This window comes from Kitasatospora sp. CMC57, assembly GCF_045866025.2.
In the GTDB taxonomy this organism is placed as follows: domain Bacteria; phylum Actinomycetota; class Actinomycetes; order Streptomycetales; family Streptomycetaceae; genus Kitasatospora.
This window is the reverse complement of sequence record NZ_AP035881.2, coordinates 462,949-482,228: the sequence shown is the minus strand read 5'-3', so window position 1 is coordinate 482,228 and position 19,280 is coordinate 462,949. Positions and strand designations below refer to the sequence as shown.

Here is a 19,280-nt window from a genome sequence, read left to right as displayed (position 1 = left end):
ATGGCCGAGTTCACGATGCCCGCACTCGGCGCCGACATGACCGAGGGCACCCTGCTCGAATGGCTCATCCACCCCGGCGACCAGGTGCACAAGGGCGACATCGTCGCCGTCGTCGACACCGCCAAGGCCGCGATCGAGGTGGAGTGCTTCGAGAGCGGCGTCGTGGAGCGCCTGCTGGTCGAGCCGACCGAGACCGTGCCGGTCGGGACGCCGCTGGCCGTGATCAACCCGGTGGGCGCCGTCACGCAGCGGCCGGCCCCGGCGGCGCCCGCCGAGCCGACAGCCGCGCCCGCACCGACGCCGCTGGTTCGTCGCCTCGCACGGGAGCGCGGGGTCGACCTGAGTACCGTGCACGGCACGGGGCCCGGTGGCCGGATCACCCGCGCCGATGTGCCGGCCGCCCCGCAGCCCGAGGCCGCGTCGCCGCAGACCCGGAGGGCGGTCGCGTCCCCGATCGCTGCCGCCCCCGTGGTGCCGCCGTCGGCGAGGACGACAAGCCGGGTCCGTGCGACGCCGATGGCACGGCGCCTGGCGGCCGAGGGCGGGGTCGATCTCGCGGGAGTGCTGGGGACCGGAACGGACGGTGCGATCCGGGTCGCCGATGTCCGGGCCAAGCTGACCGGCCCTGAGACCGCTCCCGCTGCTCAGAAGGCTCCCACCGTCGAAGTGTCGCCCACCCCCGACCGGCACGCCGAGACCGCCGGCCGTTCCGAGGCGATGCGCCGTGCCATCGGTGACCTGATGGCACGCTCCAAGCGCGAGATCCCGCACTACTACCTGTCCACCACCATCGACCTCGGCCCGGCGGTCGCCTGGCTGCGCGAGCAGAACCGCGGGCTCCCGGTCTCCGAGCGCCTGGTACCTGCTGCCCTCCTGCTCAAGGCCGCAGCGCGGGCCGCCCGTGAGGTCCCCCAGCTCAACGGCTTCTTCGCCGACGGTCGGTTCGTCCCGGCGCCCGAGGTTCACCTGGGCGTCGCGGTCTCCCTGCGCGGCGGCGGCCTGGTGGCTCCGGCCATCCACCACGCGGCCGACCTGTCGCCGGCGGAACTCATGGCCCGGCTCCGGGACCTGGTGGCCCGGGCCCGGTCCGGTCGGCTGCGCGGCTCCGAGACCACCGACCCCACCATTACCGTGACCAGCCTCGGCGACCAAGGCGTGGAAGCGGTCTTCGGCGTCATCTACCCGCCCCAGGTCGCCCTCGTCGGCCTGGGCAAGGTGGTCGATCGCCCCTGCGCCCTCGACGGCCTGCTCGGCGTCCGTCCCGTGGTGACAGCGACGTTGTCCGCCGACCACCGGGCCAGCGACGGCGCCACCGGCGCCCGCTACCTGACAGCTCTCGAACGGCTGCTGCGCACACCGGAGGAACTGTGAACCGTGACCAGGCCCTGCTCCTCGTCCAGGAGGCGCTCACCGAGATCGTCCCGGACGCGGACTTCACCACGATCGGACCCGACACCGCCTTCCGGGAAGCCCTCGAACTCGACTCGCTGGACTTCCTGAACCTGGTCGAACGAATGACCGAGCGCGCCGGCTGCCGGATCGACGAGGACGACTACCCCCGCCTGACCACCCTGAGCAGCGCCGCGGCCTTCCTCGCCGAGCGGACCTGACGCCCGTGCGGACGCGGAGAGTGGGGAGTTGCGACTGTGACAGCGGTTGTCCGCCGGACCGATCTGCACCGCTGGACCGGCCGATTGCAGCGGATGTGACCGCACCACCCACCCCAACCGGGATCGGCTCTCCCCGGTACGGGCCGTTAACGGCGTCTTGCGCGTTGCCGTCCGCAGGAGCGGTGTGAGACTTGAAGCACGCCCGGGTAATCGCCTCGCTCTCGGCCCGGCAGGGAGCCCACCGCGCCGATGCGGTTGGCGAGGGAGCTGGTGTCCTGGAACAGGAGGTGGCGGGGTGTCTCAGACCGGCCCGTACTGGTCGGGTCTGCTGCTTGGCGACCTGGCTGGAATGATCCGGCTCGCGAACAAGGCTCTGGGTGAAGCCACTGCTGCCTTGCTCGACGCGGCCGACGATGCTGCCGAGAAGGCGACGGCCGCCGAGAAGGCGCTGCACGAGCTCCGTGAGGAGATCGAGGACGACGCTTCGGCAGTTCTGCCGGACGCTTCGCCGACGGCTGACCCGCGCGCGATCGTCGTCGGCGTCCACGTCGGCACCGACGTGGAGTGCCTGGCGGCTCTTACCCGACAGATGGTCGAGCTTGCTTGGGCACGGCAGTCGAGGCAGCCCCTGCCGCCACGGCTACGGCTCCCCCTGCGAGGAATGGGGAACCTTGCCCGGACGATGGTCGGTCAGGCCGGTGACGTGCTGGAGGCCACAGAATACGAGACCATCGCCGACCTTCTCGGAGGCATGCACGAGATGGCCCAGCGCCAGCGGCTACTGTACGAGCAGATGCTCTCGGAAGCCTGCCAGGCCACCCCTGATGACATCGCCGATGCGACGTTGCTGAGCTGTTGCTATGAGCGATGCGCTAGCCACGCTGTGTCCATGGCCCGCCACGCGGCCCTCTTCGTCGGCTCCAGGCCGACCGGCTGAGCGACAGCCGGGCCCCCTGCCAGCACGACCCGCCTCTCACCCGGCGCGGTTTCACGGCAGACGCCGACCGGGTGGCCGCCAGTCCTGACTTTCGTCCGGAGGAAGCCGACACGCTCAGATATGTCGTGTTTGCGGTGTTTGATCGCCCGGTTGGATACTCGACCACGACAGGCTGCGGACACGGCCATCGCGCCGGGCGACGGAGGGAGCCGCGCGTGAAACCCAGGGGCTGGCAGTTCTGGGTGGACCGTGGGGGCACCTTCACCGACGTCGTCGCGCTCAGCCCGGACGGCCGGATGATGACGCACAAGCTGCTGTCACACTCCCCGGGGCACCTCCAGGGCCCGGCCGGGAACGGCGGTCCCACTCGTGATCCCGCGGTGGCGGGGATCCGCGCACTGCTCGGCCTGCCCGCGGACCGGCCACTGGCCGATGTCCGGATCGACGTGGTGCGGATGGGCACGACGGTGGCCACCAATGCCCTGCTGGAACGCAAGGGCGAGCGGACCGCCCTGGTGATCACCCGCGGCTTCGGCGACGCGCTGCGCATCGGCTACCAGAACCGGCCACGCATCTTCGACCGCCGGATCACCCCGCCCGAGCCACTCTACGAGCGGGTGATCGAGGCCGACGAGCGGATCACGGCCGAGGGCACCGTGCTGCGCACACCGGATCTCGATCGGCTGCGCGAAGACCTGCGAGGCGTCCATGAGGAGGGCATCCGCTCCGTGGCGGTGGTCTGCCTGCACAGCTACCTCCACCCCGCGCACGAACAGGCCATCGGCGGCCTCGCCGAGCAGCTCGGCTTCCCACAGGTGTCGCTCTCCGGCGAGGCCAGCCCGCTGATGAGGCTGGTGCCGCGCGGCGACACCGCCGTGGTCGACGCCTACCTCTCCCCGGTGCTGCGCCGCTACGTCACCCAGGTCGCCGAGGAACTACGGGGTGTGCGCCTGATGTTCATGCAGTCCAACGGAGGCCTCGCGGAGGCGGGCCACTTCCGCGGCAAGGACGCGATCCTCTCGGGCCCGGCCGGCGGCATCGTCGGCATGGTGCGGATGTCGCAACTCGCCGGCTTCGAACAGGTCATCGGCTTCGACATGGGCGGCACCTCCACCGACGTGTCCCACTTCGCCGGAGAGTACGAGCGGGTGTCCAGCAGCCAGGTGGCCGGGGTGCGGCTGCGCGCACCGATGCTGGCCATCCACACCGTGGCCGCCGGCGGCGGTTCCGTCCTGCACTTCGACGGTAGTCGGCTGCGGGTCGGCCCCGACTCGGCAGGCGCCGAGCCGGGGCCGGCGTCCTACCGTGCCGGTGGCCCGCTGACCGTCACCGACGCCAACGTGATGCTCGGCCGCATCCAGCCCGCGTACTTCCCGCACGTGTTCGGACCGTCCGGCGACCAGCCGCTCGACGGTGACCTGGTGTGCCGGCGGTTCACCGGGCTCGCCGCGGAGATCCGCGAGCGCACCGGTGATCGGCGCTCGCCCGAGCAGGTCGCCGAGGGCTACCTCCAGATCGCGGTGGCGAACATCGCCAACGCCGTCAAGCGGATCTCCGTGCAGCAGGGCCGTGATGTCACCCGGTACGTGCTGACCACGTTCGGCGGTGCGGGCGGCCAGCACGCCTGCGCGGTGGCCGACTCACTGGGCATCCGCAGCGTCCTTGTTCCCCCCATGGCCGGAGTGCTCTCCGCACTCGGCATCGGCCTCGCCGATACCACGGTCATGCGCGAGCAGTCCGTGGAGAGCTTGCTCGAACCGGCCTCGATGCAGCGGGTCCAGGCCGTCGCCGAGGACCTCGAATCGGCGGCGTGCGCGCAGCTGCTCGACGAGGGGACTCCACCCGAGCGGATCCGGGTGACCCGCCGCGCGCAGCTGCGCTACGAAGGTACCGACACCACCGTCGCGGTCGAACTGGCGGAGCCCGATGCCATGGCCGCCGCCTTCGAGACGAGCCACCGCGCCACCTACTCGTTCCTGATGGATCGCCCGATCGTCATCGAGGCCCTCTCGGTCGAGGCGACCGGGCTCACCGAACAGCCCGACCTGGGCCACCTCGGCGGACCGGGCTCCACCAGCGAGGCAGGGGTCGTACGGCTGTACACGAACGGCGCCTGGCGCGAGGCCCCGTTGCTGGAGCGGGCGGCGATGCGGCCCGGTGACACGGTGGCCGGCCCCGCGATCATCGCCGAGTCCGGCTCGACCACGGTGGTCGACGAGGGGTGGCAGGCGACGATGACACCGGTCGGCCACCTGCTGGCGGAGCGGGTGGCCGCACGAGCCGAGGCCGGCGTCGGCACCGAGGCCGACCCCGTGCTCTTGGAGATCTTCAACAACCTGTTCATGGCCATCGCCCAGCAGATGGGCGCACGGCTGGAGTCGACGGCGCAGTCCGTCAACATCAAGGAGCGACTGGACTTCTCGTGCGCGCTCTTCGACCCGGCCGGGAACCTCATCGCCAATGCCCCCCACATCCCGGTGCACCTGGGATCCATGGGCACCACCGTCAAGGAAGTGATCCGCCGCCGCGCCGGAGCGCTGAAGCCCGGCGACGCCTACGCGGTCAACGACCCGTACCACGGCGGCACCCACCTGCCCGACATCACCGTGGTGACACCGGTGTTCGACGCAGGTGGCCGACGGATCCTCTTCTTCGTCGCCTCCCGCGGCCACCACGCCGAGATCGGCGGGCTCACGCCGGGCTCGATGCCGGCCAACAGTTGCGAGATCCACGAGGAGGGCGTCCTCTTCGACACCTGGCTGCTGGTCGAGAACGGCCGGCTACGCGAGGCAGAGACGCTACGGCTGCTCACCGAAGCGCCCTACCCCTCCCGTGACCCGGCCACCAACCTCGCCGACCTGAGGGCGCAGATCGCCGCCAACCAGAAGGGAGTCGACGAGGTCACCGGGATGATCGACCACTTCGGCCTCGACGTCGTACAGGCCTACATGCGCCACGTCCAAGACAACGCGGAGGAAGCGGTCCGCCGCGTCATCGACGCCCTTGACGACGGCGCCTACCGCTACGAGACGGACTCCGGCGCGGTGATCGCCGTGCGGATCTCCGTCGACCGTGAACAGCGCTGCGCCACCGTGGATTTCACCGGCACCTCGCCACAGCTCGACACCAACCTCAACGCACCGTCAGCCGTGGTCACCGCAGCCGTGCTCTACGTCTTCCGCACCCTCGTCACCGACGACATCCCCCTCAACGATGGCTGCCTGCGCCCGCTACGCATCATCATCCCGGAGGGCTCGATGCTCGCACCCGTCTTCCCGGCCGCCGTGGTCGCGGGGAACGTCGAGACCTCACAGGCGATCACCGGCGCGCTCTACGCGGCGCTGGGTGTCCAGGCCGAGGGATCCGGCACGATGAACAACGTCAGCTTCGGCAACGAGCACCACCAGTACTACGAGACCGTCGCCTCCGGCTCCGGAGCAGGCGACGGATTCGACGGGACCAGCGTGGTGCAGACGCACATGACCAACTCCCGGCTGACCGACCCCGAAGTGCTCGAATGGCGTCTGCCCGTCCTGCTGGAGGAGTTCGCCGTCCGGCCCGGCAGCGGCGGCGCAGGGCGATGGCACGGAGGCGACGGGGCGGTCCGCCGGATCCGGTTCCGCGAGCCGATGACAGTGAGCCTCCTGTCCGGACACCGACGGGTGCCCCCGTACGGCATGGCCGGCGGATCGCCCGGCGCCCTCGGAGCCAACCAGGTGCAGCGCGCCGACGGCAGCATCCTGCGCCTCGGCGGCTGCGACCGCGCCGACCTCAAGGCAGGAGACGTGCTGGTGATCGAGACCCCTGGCGGGGGAGGCTACGGTACCGGCTGAACGAGCCCGGCTCGGCGTCCTGCTCCTTGTCGGCGCCTGCGTAGGGAGGCGCTCGGAGCGGCGCGCGAACAGTACGGCCACTTCGCACGTCCGCGCGCTACGCCCCGCCCGGGCCCGGTACGAGGGCCGGGGCGCGGGAGCTGCGCAGCCCAGTCCAAGGGGGTGAGCCCGGCGGCACCCGGGGTCGAGTCGAGCAGGCGACACCGCCCTCGACACCGGTGACAGCACACCGGAGAGCCGCGCCCTCCATCGCGCGCCATGACCCCGACGATCCGCCGGTACGGAGATCGGCGCCGAGCTCGCGGCCGGTCAGGCCCTGGTCCCACCCGGGGCGGCAGCCACTGCGGGCCGGGCGGGCCGGCAGCGGATGGGGCCACCAGGTGTGAGCGGATGACGTCACCGCGTCGGGTCGTCGGCGGTACGGATCACGCGGCCGCTGAGTTCGGTCGGCTTGATCCGGACCCACAGCTCGCGCTCGCCGCCCGCCCAGGGTGACGGCTTGTCGCGCTGTTTCAGGTGGGCCAGCGCCGGCCGGTCGTCGATCCGGTGGGCGTCACCGGTGACGAGCACGCTCCAGCCGGTGCGCAGCACCTCGTCGATCCGGTCGACCTCGAAGGCGACGCGCTGGCCGACGGTGGCGGCAAGTGGGCCGTCGGCAGCTGTGCGGAAGATCAGTGTGCCATCCAGCACCCAGTAGTTGACCGGGAGGACGATCGGACCCGTTGCGGTTCCGAGGGCCACCCGGCCGACTCCGTCGGTGGACAGTCGCTCCCAGCACTCGGAGCGTGCCAACTCTTCCAGTACCGGGTGCGCGGCGGCGCTCGCGCGGCCGGGCGGCAGGTCGAGTCCGCCGCCCAGCAACTGCGTGACCGATGTGTCCAGCACGGCGGCCAGCCTGGCCAGTGCTCCCCTTTCGACGTCGGTGGGCGAGGTTTCCAGGTACTCCAGGTACCTGACCGCCATGCCGGCCCGGACCGCGGTCTGTTCCCGGCTGAGTCCCAGCTGCTCGCGACGCAGCGCGACTCGTCTGCCCAGGTCGCCGGGGTTGCGCGGCCTGGCCTGTGCCGGACCGCCCGTGGGTTCCCCGGGCGCGGCCGGCCCGCTCCGCTCCGTCTTCGGGGAGGTGTGCGGTCGGTCTGATGGCGGGGGCGCCTGGCTGCTCGGGTCTTGGCTGGTGAAGTGGTGCAGGCGACTATCCGGACCGGGGAAGAACAGGGTGGAGTGCCCGGTGTCCGACCACAGGACTTCCCAGGGCGGTTCGCCGTCCGGCCGGTGCAGTGCGGTCACCTTTCCGTCGCGCCGCGGTACGCCGGGGCGCGTGCCTTCCACGATGACGCGGTCTCCGATGGCGGCTCTCATTGCGGTCTCCCAGGAGAATCTTCGGCGTGGAGCTCGGTGTCGGTCGGTGAGCCGACCGCGTAGATCGGTTGCGAGCGGCTCACCTTCCTCGCACAGGATTTTCAGGGATGGTCACTGCTGCGCGCTCTGCTGCGAACCGGCAGGCGATCGCCGCACGGATCCCCCGTGCGCCGCCCGTGACGATCGCCGCCCTGCCGCCCAATGCCTGCGTTCGCGCCAGCGTCGGACGACTCGAGTCCTGGCGTTGAAGGCGGTCCGCACGGTGCGTTCGGCAGCCGAGCCCCGGGGTGGCAACAGCCCGAGTTGACGGGCCCATTCGGCACCGTCGAAGGCGACTCGATCGTGTCGGACGCGGCCGGAATCGACGTCCATGAAATCGATGCCACGGATGTCGAAGGTGCGATTGTTCGGCGTGAAACCCTGGAACGGCTTGCCGTTGAACGTGCCCGTGATCCGCCATGCGACGGCGACCTGCTCCCCGGCCCCGGTGACAGCCTCAACGGTCATCGAGAAGTCGGGCAAGGCACCACGGAGCTCCGTGAAAAACTCCTTCACCGCAGCCCGTCCGCGTCGCTCTCCGAAGGGGAGGATGTCGTAAGTGGCGTCCTCGTGGACGAGTTCGGCGAACCGGTTGAGATCGCCGGTGCCGAGGGCATCGGCCGCGCTCCGGGCGACCGCGACCGGCGTGACGGGTGAGATGGGCGCGCTCATGACATTCTCCAGATGGTCGGCGGGGTGTGCCCCTTATCAGCCTCGCGCGGCGCGCGGGGCGGCGCAGCTGGGGGCACTGCTCCCTCCCTGGCCTCACGGATGAGGTGCAGGTGAGGGTGGATGGCGTCGTTCTAGGCTCCGTGGTAGAGGCGGTCCAGGGCGACGAGGATCAACTTGCCGTGGGCTTCGGCGGCGCGCAGGCGGGGGCTGAATCCCGCCGCGCTGTAGAGGGCGGGCCGGGTGCGGCTGACGTCCTCGCCGCGTCCGGCGACTGCGGCCACGAGCTGCTGGACCTCGTGGAGGTGGTGCAGATCCATCTCCTCGTTGCAGCGCGCCAGACCGACCGAGAGCAGCGTCCCCGGGTGGCCGCGGGCCTCATCGCGGACCACCACGTCGGCGCCGAGCGGCGCCTGCCCGGAGGCCATCGGGAGGGAGCCGGGTGAAGCCGTGGCCGGGGTCGATCCGAAGGTGTCCGCAGCGGCGTGTCCGACTGCCCATTCCCGGCACACCTGGGCGAAGCGTTGTTCCAGGACGGACTTTTCAAAGGACGGGCGGAAGGCCGGCCACACGTCTCGGGCCTCCTGCCGTTCGAGTGCGCTGCGGTGGGGCCGGATGACGGCGTGGTCGAAGGCGAGCAGTGGTTCGGCGATGCGGTAGTGCGTCACACCGGGGCGGAAGGCGTCCGTGGTGCCTTCGACGAAGCCGCATTCGGTCAGTAGCCTCAGGACGTGTGGTACGTCGGTTGCGGGGTGCTGCAGCCAGTCGGCGATGGCGCCGGGCGTCGCGCAGCCGTCCGTGATGGCAGCCAGGGTGGAGTGGCAGAGGGCACGGTCCCAGCCTTCCGGCTCCAGTTCGATCAGGTGGGCGGCCTTCCAGAAGAGCGGCAGCCGCGGGTTGAGGACGGTCCGGCACACCCAGGCGTCGAAATCGTGCCGGTTCGCGGGTGTGTCCTCGCCCGCCGGGTCGTGGCGAAAGGCCGGGTTCGCGCCGACGACGGCGTGGACCCGGAGGGCGAGGACGGGATCGTCGATGGTCCACAGCCGGGCGCCCTGCCGAAAGTCGAGCCGCCGGATCTCGATCTGGAAGTCGGCCGCCGCCGGGGCACCGGCGAGCAGCCGGTGCATGACCGGCATGGAGCTGCCGCACAGGAGCACTCTCGCCCGGTTCGGCCGGTCCGCGTCGCGCAGGCGGCGGCAGGCGCTGTGGATGGCTGCCGGCAGTGTGGGGCTCTGCCGTACGAGCTCGGGGAACCCGTCGATGACGACCGGAAGCGGCCGGTCCGCCGCGAGGAGCAGTAGGGTGTCGAGCGCCTCCTCCCAGCCCCGCCATTGGGGCGGTGGGCCTTCGCCGGTATGGCGAGCGAGCTGGTCGGCAAGTCGGCGCAGCGACTCTGCCTCGGCGGCCTCCTGGGCACCGAAGTAGAAGCCGCCGGTAGCGCGGGCCAGTTCCTGCAGGAGGTACGTCTTGCCCTGACCCCGGGGTCCGGTCACCATGCCGGTGGAAGGCCCGGGGCGGGGATCGCTCACGAAGCTGGCGAGCGCGTCCCACTCGTCCTGGCGGTCGAAAAGTGTCTTGGGCCGGTCGACGGCAGTGATGGCGGATCGCACGAGTGGGCCCTCCCATCGCTCGGCGGCAGCCTTCAGACCCAGTACACGCCCGCGACGGTTGCCCTGCCTCCCGAACGGCGGGGCCGGGTGGAGCCGGCGGGTGACCGGGTGGCCCTCCACCAGCAAGCCGGCTTCCTCGCCTACCAGATCGGCCTCGGACACGATGCCGACCGGGCAATTCTCGCTGTCCACCGGCACGGCGGTGATGTCGTTGCGGTGGAACAGTCCGTCATCTCGTCGTGTCGGCTCTGTCCCCGGAGCCCGCTCCCGCCGCCGACGGGCGTGCGGGCGTGCCGGCCGCCCAGCGCCGGCGGACCGCGTCCTCGTGCTCGGCCTGTTCGAGCCCCTGGTCCAGGTGGGCCAGCGCTTCGGCGAGGCGCGGAATCCAGTGCCTGCGCAGGGCGCGGACCCGCCGCCCGGTACGGTCGATCTCAGCCTGGACCAGGCCGGCCGCGGTGCGTGCCGCCGCGTACCCGGCAGCCGTCCGCACAACGGTGCGGTAGGCGGTCTCCGCGTGTGCGAGGGCGGTGTTGGCCGGCAAGGGCTCGGTGGGGGCCCGTACGGCGTCGGTGCAGACGGCCCTGGACGGGTGGCGTACGCCCATTGACACTGTCCATTCGACAACGACGTCGGCCCGGTTCGTGACGACCACCGCCAGCGCCCGCTCACCGCTCAGCAGCAGCCCGCGCAGCAGCCACGTCTCGGCCTCCTCAACCGCCGTGTGCCAGGCCTGCAGGGCGGCCTCCTCCTCGGCCGCCAACAGTCGGTGACGCTCGCGAAGGACGGCAACCTTGCGGTCCAGCAACCCGGCCCCGCGCAGCGCCGCCTCGAGCCGGTGCCGCAGGCGCAGCCGTCCCGCCCGCCCCGATTCGGGGTGCGGTCCTCCGGGGCGAGGCGGGGTCATGCGACACCGTGCCGGTCGAGCAGTTCGGACGGGACCATGGCGAGCTGGCCGCGGGGCAGGATGCGCAGTACCTCCCAGGCAAGCGCAAGGGAGGCGTCCAGCGGCCGGTTCTCGTCGGGGCGCTGGGCCAGGAAGCGGAGCTGGAAGGCCTCGTCGAGCTCCAGGTAACGCAGATCGGTGGGGGTGAGGGCAGGGAGGCCGATGAGGTCGGCGAGCTCTCGGACCTGCCGGGCCCTGGCGAGCGCGGCGAGCAGCTGGGCGGCGACGTCGAGATGGTCCTTCCGGGTGCGCCCGGGGCCGGCGCCCTTGCGCATCAGGCGGGAGAGTGAGGAGAGCGCGTCCACCGGCGGGTACACGCCGCGGGCGTGAGCCTCGCGGGTGAGGACGATCTGCCCTTCGGTGATGTAGCCGGTGAGGTCGGGGACCGGGTGGGTGATGTCGCCGGCGGGCATGGTGAGGACCGGCAGGACGGTGACCGAGCCGGAGCGGTCGCGGATGCGGCCGCAGCGTTCGTACAGCGATGCGAGGTCGCTGTAGAGGTAGCCGGGATAGGCCCGCCGGGCAGGGATCTCGCCGCGTGCGGCGGAGACCTCGCGCAGCGCCTCGGCATAGGCGGTCATGTCGGTCATCACCACGAGGACGTGCCGGCCGCCGTCGAAGGCCAGGTGCTCGGCGACGGTGAGCGCCAGACGGGGGGTGAGCAGCCGTTCGATCACCGGGTCGTCGGCGGTGTTGAGCAGCAGCACCAGCTCGCCGGCGGCCGAGCGCTCGGCGAGGGCGCCACGGACGAAGGACGCGTCGGCGTGCGTGAGGCCCATGCCGGCGAAGACGACGCTGAACTCCTCGCCGCCGGTAGTGGACTGCGCGGCGACCTGTACGGCGAGTTCGAGGTGCGGCAGACCCGCCGCCGAGAAGATGGGCAGCTTCTGCCCCCGTACGAGTGTGGTGAGCACGTCGATGGCACCCACCCCCGTGAGAACGGGCTCGGAGGGAGGCACGCGCCGGACCGGGTTGATCGGAGTACCGCCGACCTCGGCCTCGGCCGCCCCGAACACCGGCGGTCCGCCGTCGATCGGCACGCCTCGCCCATTGCAGACCCGGCCCAGCCAGCCCGGGCCGACCGGTACGCGCAGCGGGCCGCCCGCGAACGCGACCCGCATCGCCGCCGGGTCGATGCCCGCGGTGCCCTCCAGCACCTGGAGCACGGCGAGGTCGCGGTCGACCTCCAGGACCAGGCCGTACCGCTGCTCGCCCGAGGCGAGGGTGATCCGGACGAACTCGTCCCAGCCGACCCCGGTGACCCCGCCCACGACCGTGAGCGGACCGCGCAGTTCGCGGACATCCGTGTACTCGACCTCGCCCCATCTCACGGCCGGCCCCCCGGCGACAGCGCCTGCAGGACGGCGTCCCGCCGGGCGGCCACTCCTGCGGCGTCCCGGGGCCCGGTCTCCTCGCGGGCCCGCAGCAGCGGCGTGAAGTCGACGACCTCGACGGCGTCCGCCGGGGTGCCGGATTCCACCAGTTCCCGGCACCGGGCGGCGACCGCCAGGACGGCCTCCACCAGGGCGGCGGTCTTCTCCGGCGCGCAGTACGCGTCCCGCGGGGACAGCGCGCTCTGCTGGAGCACCCCCTCCCGGACCAGCCGGCCGGCCAGCACGCTGATCCGCTCCTGGTCCGGCAGCGCGGTGAGGCCGACCAGCTCGACGAGATCGGCCAGCCGGTCCGCCTCGGCGAGTACGGCGGCGACCTGCTCGCGGTGCTGCGCCCAGCCCGCGTCGCCGGAGCGCGCCCGGGCGGCGGACAGGGCTCCGGCGTCGCGGGAGAAGGAGCCCGCCCAGGAGATCGCCGGGTAGTGGCGGGCATAGGCCAGCTCCCGGTCGAGCGTCCACAGGCAGCGCACGAAGCGCTCGGTGTGCGCGGTGACCGGTTCGGCCAGGTCCCCGCCCGGCGGTGAGACGGCGCCCAGCACGGTCACCGTGCCCGGGGCGCCCGAAAGGGTACGGACGGCTCCGGCCCGCTCGTAGAAGGCCGCCAGCTCCGAGGCGAGGCGGGCCGGGTAACCCTCTTCGGCGGGGAGTTCGCCCATCCGGGAGGCGAACTCCCGCAGCGCCTCGGCCCAGCGCGAGGTGGAGTCGGCGATCACCACCACGTCGAGTCCCATGTCGCGGAAGAACTCGGCCACCGTCACACCCGTGTGGATGCTCGCCTCGCGGGCCATCATCGGCATGTTGGAGGTATTGGCGACCACGACCGTCCGGTCGGCGAGGCGACCCCCCGTCCTGGGGTCGTCCAGCTCGGCGAGTTCGGCGATCACGTCGGCCATCTCGTTGCCGCGCTCTCCGCAGCCGACGTAGACGATGACATCGGCGTGGCACCACTTGGCGATCTGCTGGAGCAGGACGGTCTTGCCGGTGCCGAAGCCGCCCGGGACGGCGACCGTGCTGCCCAGGGCCACCGGGAAGAGCAGATCGATCACCCGCTGACCGGTGTGCAGGGGTACGACGGCGTCGATCCGCGCGCGCACCGGGCGAGGGGTACGGACCGGCCACTCGGCAGCCATCCGGATCTCGGTTCCGCCGACCGCCGCGAGCACCGCGTCGGTCGGGTACGTGCCCTCGGGGGCGATCCGGTCCACCGGCCCCGAACAGCCGGGCGGCGCCAGCACGCGGTAGGGGACCGCCCGGGTGGTGACCGTCCCGAGCACGCCACCCCCGTCCGTCCGGTCGCCCGGTTCGACGGATGGGACGAAGCGCCAGGCCCGGTCGTCCGCACGGCTGCCGCCGCCCGGGACGAGCCGGTCCCCGGCACCGGCCAGCGGGCGGAGCAGACCGTCGAAGACACCGCCGAGCAGCCACGGCCCCAGCACTGCACGCAGTGGGCCGCCCCGGGGACGGGCCGGATGCCCCGGTGCCAGACCACCCGTGTACTCGTACGCCTGTACGGTAGCCACCCCGCCGCCGATCGCCACCACCTCCCCGGGCAGTCCGGCGTCACCGAGCAGCATCACGTCGTGCATGGCGAGGTCACCGGAGCAAGCCATCTCCACCAGCGGACCGGCTACGCGCAGGATCCGGTACGGGGTCACGGCTCCCACAGCACCTCCGCCTCCGCGCCCATCCGCTCCAGTGACCGGTCGGCCACGGCGGGCAGGCCGAGATCAACCACCCGTCCCGGGGCCGTCGCCAGGACGCCGCCGTCAGGGTGGTCGACGACCCGGGCATCCGGGCCGAGCAGGGATCGTGCCCGTGCTGCCAGCCGCTCGCCGTACGCCGGGTCGGCCTCGCACAGCTCGCGCAGGCGTGCGGTGATGCGCCGGCGAAGCTCCGCATAGGCTGCGCCCCGGACAGCCAGCTCGGCGTTCCGGGCGACGCCGCGGGCGCGGGTGAGGTCCTGCCGCGCCGCTGCCCGCCCGTCGGCCGCCCCGTCCTGCCGGGCGCGGCCGAGGATCGCCTCGGCCTCCCTCGTTGCGGCCGCGAGCGTGCGGTCGGCGTCCCGACGTGCCTCGGTGAGGAGCACGTCCGCATCCGCCAGGGCGGCGCGCATCAGCTCTGCGCGCACCGGGTCCAGTGCGTCGGTCGGTGGTTCGGCGTTCACGGCGGCATCACGACTGTCAGCGGCCGGGCCCCTTCCTCGAGTTCACGGCCGACCGCCCGGGCCGCGTCCGGTGTGAGGATGACCAGCTCCGCGCCCTCAGGCAGTCCGGCCCAGGCCCGCCGTACCTCCTCGGGCCGCTCGGCGACCAGTACCACCACCCCGGCCAGTGCCAGCCCGGCCACCCGGGTCCGCTCGCCGATGGCGGCCACCGCGCCCACGTCAGGCCTTCCCGATCAGCAGGATCGCCACCACCAGGCCGTACACGGCGATGCCCTCGGCGAGGCCGACGATGACCATCGCCCGCCCGAAGAGCTCCGGGCGCTCGCTCAGTGCGGCGATCGCGGCGGCTCCGGTGTAGGCGACGGCCAGCGACGCCCCGAGCGACGCGCCCGCCACCGCGATCGCGGCACCGATCAGCGCGGCCGACCCGGACCCGGAACTCGCGGCGGCTGCCGGCGCGTCGGCCCGGGCAGTGCTGTTGAGCGCGGTCACCAGGAGGGCCAGCGCACCGCCGATCAGCAGCACGTTCACCCCGAGCAGCCAGTACACGGCCGCACGGCCGCGCCGACGGGTCAGCAGGTGGGCGGCGCCGAACGCCGCGGCCAGGACCGGGAGCGCGATCAGCCAGGTGACCACTCAGCTCACCTCCGTACGTCGGACGGGCAGCCGCCAGGGCCGGAACGGCCGGCCCAGGCTTTCGAACACGCGCGAGAACAGCTCGTAGAACTCGAGCCGCAGGGCCTGGACCCCGGCCACCAGCCCTTCCAGCGCGAACGCCAGGGCATTGCCCGCGACGAACAGCAGCACCGCTCCGACCAGCGCGCCCGGCCCGCGACCGGCCAGAGCGACCGTGCCGTGCCACACCACCTGCCCGAGGGCCGCGTGGGTCAGGCCGAACGCGGCGAGCCGCGCGAAGGACACGGTGTTGGCGAAGATCCGCACCAGCACGTCGAAGAGCTGCACCCCGGTCTGCGCCGCGCCGCCCAGCCCGCCGCCGGTCGCGGCGTACAGGCCCGTACCGGCCAGCGCCAGTCCGGTGATCACCAGCACCGCCCCGGCGACCGCGGCCACCGGTGTGTGCAGATACGCTCCGCCGCCGACCACGCCCAGGCCGAGGAAGACCGCGAAACCGGCCACCCCCGACGTCGAGTACAGCGCCCTTGCCGGGCCCCCCTCCCGCCACCTGTTCACCGCCCCGGCCGCGTACGCCAGCCCCAGCAGCAGCCCGCCGAGGCCGACGGCCGCCAGCAGCAACCGCCCGGGCTCGTCCAGCGGATCCAGCCACAGCACCGGAAGCAGCCCGGTCGGACCGAAGAACTCCCCGTACGCCGCACCCGCCAGCGTGGCGGCCAGCCCGGCGGCGGCCACGAACGGCCACAGCCGCCGCAGCCGTGCGAGTCGGCGGGGACGACCGCGCCACAGCAGCAGCGCGGCCAGTACGAGCAGCAACCCGTGCCCGGCATCACCGAACATCAGGCCGAACATCACCACGTAGGCGACCCCGGCCGGCCAGGACGGGTCGAGGTCCGCGTACGGCACCGTGCCGTAGGTCGTCACCAGCGGGACGAACGACCGGTGCACCCGTCCGGCATCGCGCAGCTGCGTGGGCGGGTCGACCCCCCGAGGCGGGCGGAGCGGAAGCACCGCGCCCCCGACCTGGCCCAGCCGCTCGGCCAGGCGCGGCATGTCCACGGCGGGACACCAGCCCGCAAGGGCAGACACCTCGCCCTGCCGGACCGCGCTCGCCAGTCGCTCCTCCAGCTCCGCCTCGCCCGCCAGGAGATCACTCCGGTGCTGTCGTTCCAGCGCGTCGAGATCGGGTGGGGCGCCGGACAGGGCGGCGGATCCGCCCGGTGCGACGGTGAGACGCCGCAGCCGTCGGCCCGCCGGTCCCGGCGGTACCTCTTCGACCCGGTCGACCTCCAGACAGCCCGCCTCCGCGATCAGCAGCAGTGTTTCGCGCAGCGCCCCGGTGGGCGCCACGACCGCCACCCGCCGCATCCGAACCGGTGACATTTCCTCAGCCCAGCGCATCGAACGCCTCCGAAGGCCCGCCGCGTTCGGCCAGCACCAGCGCGGCCCGCACCCGCCACACGTCCGCGGACAGCACCGCCACGGCCCCCACCACCGGTGCGAGGCCGAAGCGGGTGCCGCGCAGCAACGCCGCGCCGTCGCGGTCGAGCACCGTCCACCAGCGGGCCTCCGCTCGCCACAGGTCCGCCGCGTCCTCGACCCCGTCCACCGCCCAGCGGGCGTCCGGCGCCAGGTGACGGCGGAACTCCTCGAACGAGGCCGCCTCGACGGCCCGCGGCCCCAGTAGCGGAACGGCGCGCCGCGCGGCCGCCGCGGACAGCGGACGCCCCATGACGTACCGGTCGCGGGCCGCCAGCAGTGCGGCCCGGCCCGCAGCCCACTGCCGCGCGGGCGGCACCGCTTCGGCGGTCCGGGCGGCGGCCGCGACCCGTAGTGCGGTGGCCACGGATGCCGGGTCCTCGCCACCCGGGTCCAGCCAGGCCGAGGCGGCCAGGGCGATTCGCAGCTCGGTGGGGCTCCCGGCCCGCGACAAGCGGCGCCAAGCGGTCGCCAGTGCCCCGAGTCGGTACGGCGGAGGAGACTCGACTCCCGTGAGGGAGCGCAGCCGACCCTCGATGTTGGCGATCTCGAACCCGCCTGCCAACACCCGGAGCGCGTTCGCACCGGCGCGCGGAAGCCAGCCGGCCAGCACCCGGAGGTGCCACAGCAGTGTCTCGGAGACCGCTCGCTGCGCCTGGGCAAGGTCGGCGTCCGGCGGGAGGTCCCTACGGTAGTGCGTTGCCGCCAACTGCCTCAGGGCATCACCGAGCGTGGGGGCGGACGCGAGTTCCCGCGCTCCTTGGAGCCCCAGGCAGCGGGAGTGCAGGGCCCGTGCCCGGGTTACCCCGCCGACCCATCCGGCGCTCACCGGAAGCTCCTCGGCTCGTCGGCCTGTGGCAGCGCCTGTGCTGCCGCCCGGTCGACCAGTGCGGGCATCCGTTCAGCAATCCGGCGGCGGGCGTCCGTCACCGCTCGATCGGCCGCCGCAAGAAGCCTGCCGGCCTCGGCCTCAGCCGGACGGCGCACTGCGGAAGCGGCCTCAACGCGGACCTGCGGCGCCTGGTCGCGGGCCTCCCGGACGATCTCCTCGGCCCGCTGCGCGGCCATCCGCCGCATGTTCTCGGCCTCTTGTGCGGCTGCGGCACGGATCGCTGCGGCCTCCTCCTGGGCCTGCGCCAGTCCGGCCAGGGACGGTCCCAGTTCCGCGGCCAACTCCGCCGCGCGGTCTGCGGGGACGCCGGTTGCACCCGGACCGGGCGATCCGGTCGGGCGGAACCGTGCCAGGAAGTCCCGGAACGTCACCACGCGAGCCCTCCTTGCAGGTCGGCCCCCACTCCAGTCTCCACGCGGACCGGCGGTTGTCATCCAAGACGTGCCCTGGCGGTGATCTGCGGGGGCAGTATGTCCGCCGGACCGGCCGGCAGCGGGGCTCAGCCGGATGCGGGTACGGTCACGACCGGGCAGTGGGCGCGGTGCAGCAAGCCGTGTGGGACGGAGCCGAGCCGCATTCCAGCGAACCCGCCTCGGCCGCGCCGTCCGACGACGACGGCCAGTGCGTTCTCGGAGGCCTTGGCCAGCTCCTCGACGGGATGTCCGCGTACCACCTGGCGGGTGACGGTGACGCCGGGGTGGTTCGCTGTCTGCTCGGTTACCGCCTCGGAGAGCTGGCGGCGGCATTTCTGGAGCACGTTTACTTCGTCCGTGGACTCCAGGAGCGACGGCTGCCATACCCACAGCGCCCGCAGCTGCGCGTCACGCGCTGCGGCGGCCTCGAAGGCGTGCTCGACGGCTGCGTGGGCCGCCGGGCTACCGTCGACTCCGACGACGAGGTGCGGCGGCTGCTCGGTGCTGTCCCCGGGTTCCAGTACCACGACCACCGGGCAGGCGGCCTGGGCGCTGACCGGTACGGCCACCGAGTTCGCGCTGAGGAACTCCTCCAGGCGGTTCAGCCGCCGTGAGCCGAGGACGACCAGGCACGCGTTGTGCGATGCGCGGCACAGCGTCCGGGCGGGCGCGCCCTCTTCCAGGACGGTGGCGATGTGGAGGCCGGGATGCCGACCGGAGAGCGAAGCGGCGGCCTCGTCGAGCAGCTGCTGTCCGGCCTTCCGTCGCCTGGAGCCGTCGGTTTCGAGCGGCCCGTGGTGGCCCGGTGACACCGCGTGGACCAGCCGCAGCGGTGCTTCACGGCGCTCGGCTTCGTCGGCGGCCCAGTCCAGGGCCGGCCGCACGCTGTCCCGCATGTCCACACCGACGACGACGGGACGGGACTCTCCAGGGCCGATCATCGCTCCTCCAGCCGGAGTCGTACCTTGCCCCCATGAGTACCGTACGGGCACCGGTAAGGCCGCCGGCAGGGCCGAGTGGCCCTGACCACGGAGGGCCGGGCGCACCTGGTCGGCCCGCCGTGCACCGCGACCAAGCGGATGATTCGCGACGCGGCCCGGCTGCGGCCAGGCCTCACACTCCTGCGGCGGTCACGACGGCGTCGGTGGCGAAGCCCAGTAGCAGGCCCAGCAGGATCATCCGGGTGGTCAGCTCCTTCGTGCCGGCACGGCGGGACACCGCGAGTAGCTCGATGATCACGTACATGATGGAGCCGGCGGCCAGGCCCAGGAACGCGATGCTCACGGTGTCGTTGACCACTTGCTGGCC

At 72.7% G+C, this 19,280-nt stretch carries 18 protein-coding genes; 4 read left to right on the top strand and 14 right to left on the bottom strand.

From position 1 onward, the window contains the following. From ACKUU6_RS02270 to ACKUU6_RS02255, 4 genes are all read left to right on the top strand, one after another. Positions 1-1,371 carry a 2-oxo acid dehydrogenase subunit E2 gene (locus ACKUU6_RS02270; RefSeq protein ID WP_407986694.1) on the top strand — a complete coding sequence of 457 codons (1,371 nt, stop codon included), beginning with the start codon at positions 1-3 and terminating at the stop codon, positions 1,369-1,371. Then, positions 1,368-1,610: an acyl carrier protein gene (locus ACKUU6_RS02265; protein ID WP_407986693.1), complete on the top strand. Its 243-nt coding sequence runs from the start codon at positions 1,368-1,370 to the stop codon at positions 1,608-1,610. Before ACKUU6_RS02270 ends, ACKUU6_RS02265 begins: the two co-directional genes overlap by 4 nt. A 295-nt stretch (positions 1,611-1,905) precedes the next feature. Next, positions 1,906-2,547 carry a hypothetical protein gene (locus tag ACKUU6_RS02260; RefSeq protein ID WP_407986692.1) on the top strand — a complete coding sequence of 214 codons (642 nt, stop codon included), beginning with the start codon at positions 1,906-1,908 and terminating at the stop codon, positions 2,545-2,547. A gap of 215 nt (positions 2,548-2,762) precedes the next feature. After that, positions 2,763-6,380, top strand: coding sequence for a hydantoinase B/oxoprolinase family protein (locus tag ACKUU6_RS02255; protein WP_407986691.1), 3,618 nt, complete (start codon positions 2,763-2,765; stop codon positions 6,378-6,380). A gap of 396 nt (positions 6,381-6,776) precedes the next feature. On the opposite strand, the gene ACKUU6_RS02250 is transcribed toward ACKUU6_RS02255, so the two are convergent. The 14 genes from ACKUU6_RS02250 to ACKUU6_RS02185 form a co-directional block, all read right to left on the bottom strand. Next, positions 6,777-7,739: a pyridoxamine 5'-phosphate oxidase family protein gene (locus tag ACKUU6_RS02250; protein WP_407986690.1), complete on the bottom strand. Its 963-nt coding sequence runs from the start codon at positions 7,737-7,739 to the stop codon at positions 6,777-6,779. Positions 7,740-7,850: 111 nt separating this feature from the next. Continuing rightward, positions 7,851-8,450: an ester cyclase gene (locus ACKUU6_RS02245; RefSeq protein ID WP_407986689.1), complete on the bottom strand. Its 600-nt coding sequence runs from the start codon at positions 8,448-8,450 to the stop codon at positions 7,851-7,853. A 131-nt stretch (positions 8,451-8,581) separates the two neighbouring features. Continuing rightward, a complete protein-coding gene (locus tag ACKUU6_RS02240) occupies positions 8,582-10,057 on the bottom strand; it encodes an AAA family ATPase (protein ID WP_407986688.1) in 1,476 nt (491 codons plus the stop codon). A gap of 229 nt (positions 10,058-10,286) precedes the next feature. Beyond that, positions 10,287-10,961 (bottom strand): V-type ATP synthase subunit D, encoded by a 675-nt coding sequence (locus ACKUU6_RS02235; protein WP_407986687.1) that lies wholly within the window; start codon positions 10,959-10,961, stop codon positions 10,287-10,289. After that, positions 10,958-12,331 (bottom strand): V-type ATP synthase subunit B, encoded by a 1,374-nt coding sequence (locus tag ACKUU6_RS02230; protein WP_407986686.1) that lies wholly within the window; start codon positions 12,329-12,331, stop codon positions 10,958-10,960. Before ACKUU6_RS02230 ends, ACKUU6_RS02235 begins: the two co-directional genes overlap by 4 nt. Further along, complete coding sequence (locus ACKUU6_RS02225) at positions 12,328-14,055, bottom strand: V-type ATP synthase subunit A (protein WP_407986685.1); 1,728 nt, start codon at positions 14,053-14,055, stop codon at positions 12,328-12,330. The genes ACKUU6_RS02230 and ACKUU6_RS02225 overlap by 4 nt, the downstream gene beginning before the upstream one ends. Further along, positions 14,043-14,555, bottom strand: a complete 513-nt coding sequence (locus ACKUU6_RS02220) for a hypothetical protein (protein ID WP_407986684.1) — start codon at positions 14,553-14,555, stop codon at positions 14,043-14,045. Before ACKUU6_RS02220 ends, ACKUU6_RS02225 begins: the two co-directional genes overlap by 13 nt. Continuing rightward, on the bottom strand, positions 14,552-14,773 hold the full coding sequence (locus ACKUU6_RS02215) for a hypothetical protein (protein WP_407986683.1): 222 nt from the start codon (positions 14,771-14,773) through the stop codon (positions 14,552-14,554). The genes ACKUU6_RS02220 and ACKUU6_RS02215 overlap by 4 nt, the downstream gene beginning before the upstream one ends. Position 14,774: 1 nt before the next feature. Then, positions 14,775-15,191 carry an ATP synthase subunit C gene (locus tag ACKUU6_RS02210; protein ID WP_407986682.1) on the bottom strand — a complete coding sequence of 139 codons (417 nt, stop codon included), beginning with the start codon at positions 15,189-15,191 and terminating at the stop codon, positions 14,775-14,777. Further along, complete coding sequence (locus tag ACKUU6_RS02205) at positions 15,192-16,571, bottom strand: V-type ATPase 116kDa subunit family protein (protein ID WP_407986681.1); 1,380 nt, start codon at positions 16,569-16,571, stop codon at positions 15,192-15,194. 4 nt (positions 16,572-16,575) lie between these two features. Continuing rightward, entirely contained in the window at positions 16,576-17,496 is a 921-nt protein-coding gene (locus tag ACKUU6_RS02200; protein ID WP_407986680.1) for a V-type ATPase subunit, read from the bottom strand. Further along, the gene (locus ACKUU6_RS02195; RefSeq protein WP_407986679.1) at positions 17,493-17,933 is read right to left on the bottom strand and encodes a hypothetical protein; all 441 of its coding nucleotides are present in this window, start codon (positions 17,931-17,933) and stop codon (positions 17,493-17,495) included. The genes ACKUU6_RS02200 and ACKUU6_RS02195 overlap by 4 nt, the downstream gene beginning before the upstream one ends. Positions 17,934-18,058: 125 nt before the next feature. Next, positions 18,059-18,913: a universal stress protein gene (locus ACKUU6_RS02190; protein WP_407986678.1), complete on the bottom strand. Its 855-nt coding sequence runs from the start codon at positions 18,911-18,913 to the stop codon at positions 18,059-18,061. A gap of 172 nt (positions 18,914-19,085) precedes the next feature. Continuing rightward, on the bottom strand, positions 19,086-19,256 hold the full coding sequence (locus tag ACKUU6_RS02185; protein WP_407986677.1) for a hypothetical protein: 171 nt from the start codon (positions 19,254-19,256) through the stop codon (positions 19,086-19,088). Positions 19,257-19,280: the final 24 nt, after the last annotated feature.

Coding starts and splice junctions, on each gene's coding strand:
- ACKUU6_RS02270 (WP_407986694.1), top strand. CDS start 1: ATGGCCGAGTTCACGATGCCCGCACTCGGCGCCGACATGACCGAGGGC.
- ACKUU6_RS02250 (WP_407986690.1), bottom strand. CDS start 7,739: ATGAGAGCCGCCATCGGAGACCGCGTCATCGTGGAAGGCACGCGCCCC.
- ACKUU6_RS02245 (WP_407986689.1), bottom strand. CDS start 8,450: ATGAGCGCGCCCATCTCACCCGTCACGCCGGTCGCGGTCGCCCGGAGC.
- ACKUU6_RS02235 (WP_407986687.1), bottom strand. CDS start 10,961: ATGACCCCGCCTCGCCCCGGAGGACCGCACCCCGAATCGGGGCGGGCG.
- ACKUU6_RS02205 (WP_407986681.1), bottom strand. CDS start 16,571: ATGTCACCGGTTCGGATGCGGCGGGTGGCGGTCGTGGCGCCCACCGGG.
- ACKUU6_RS02190 (WP_407986678.1), bottom strand. CDS start 18,913: ATGATCGGCCCTGGAGAGTCCCGTCCCGTCGTCGTCGGTGTGGACATG.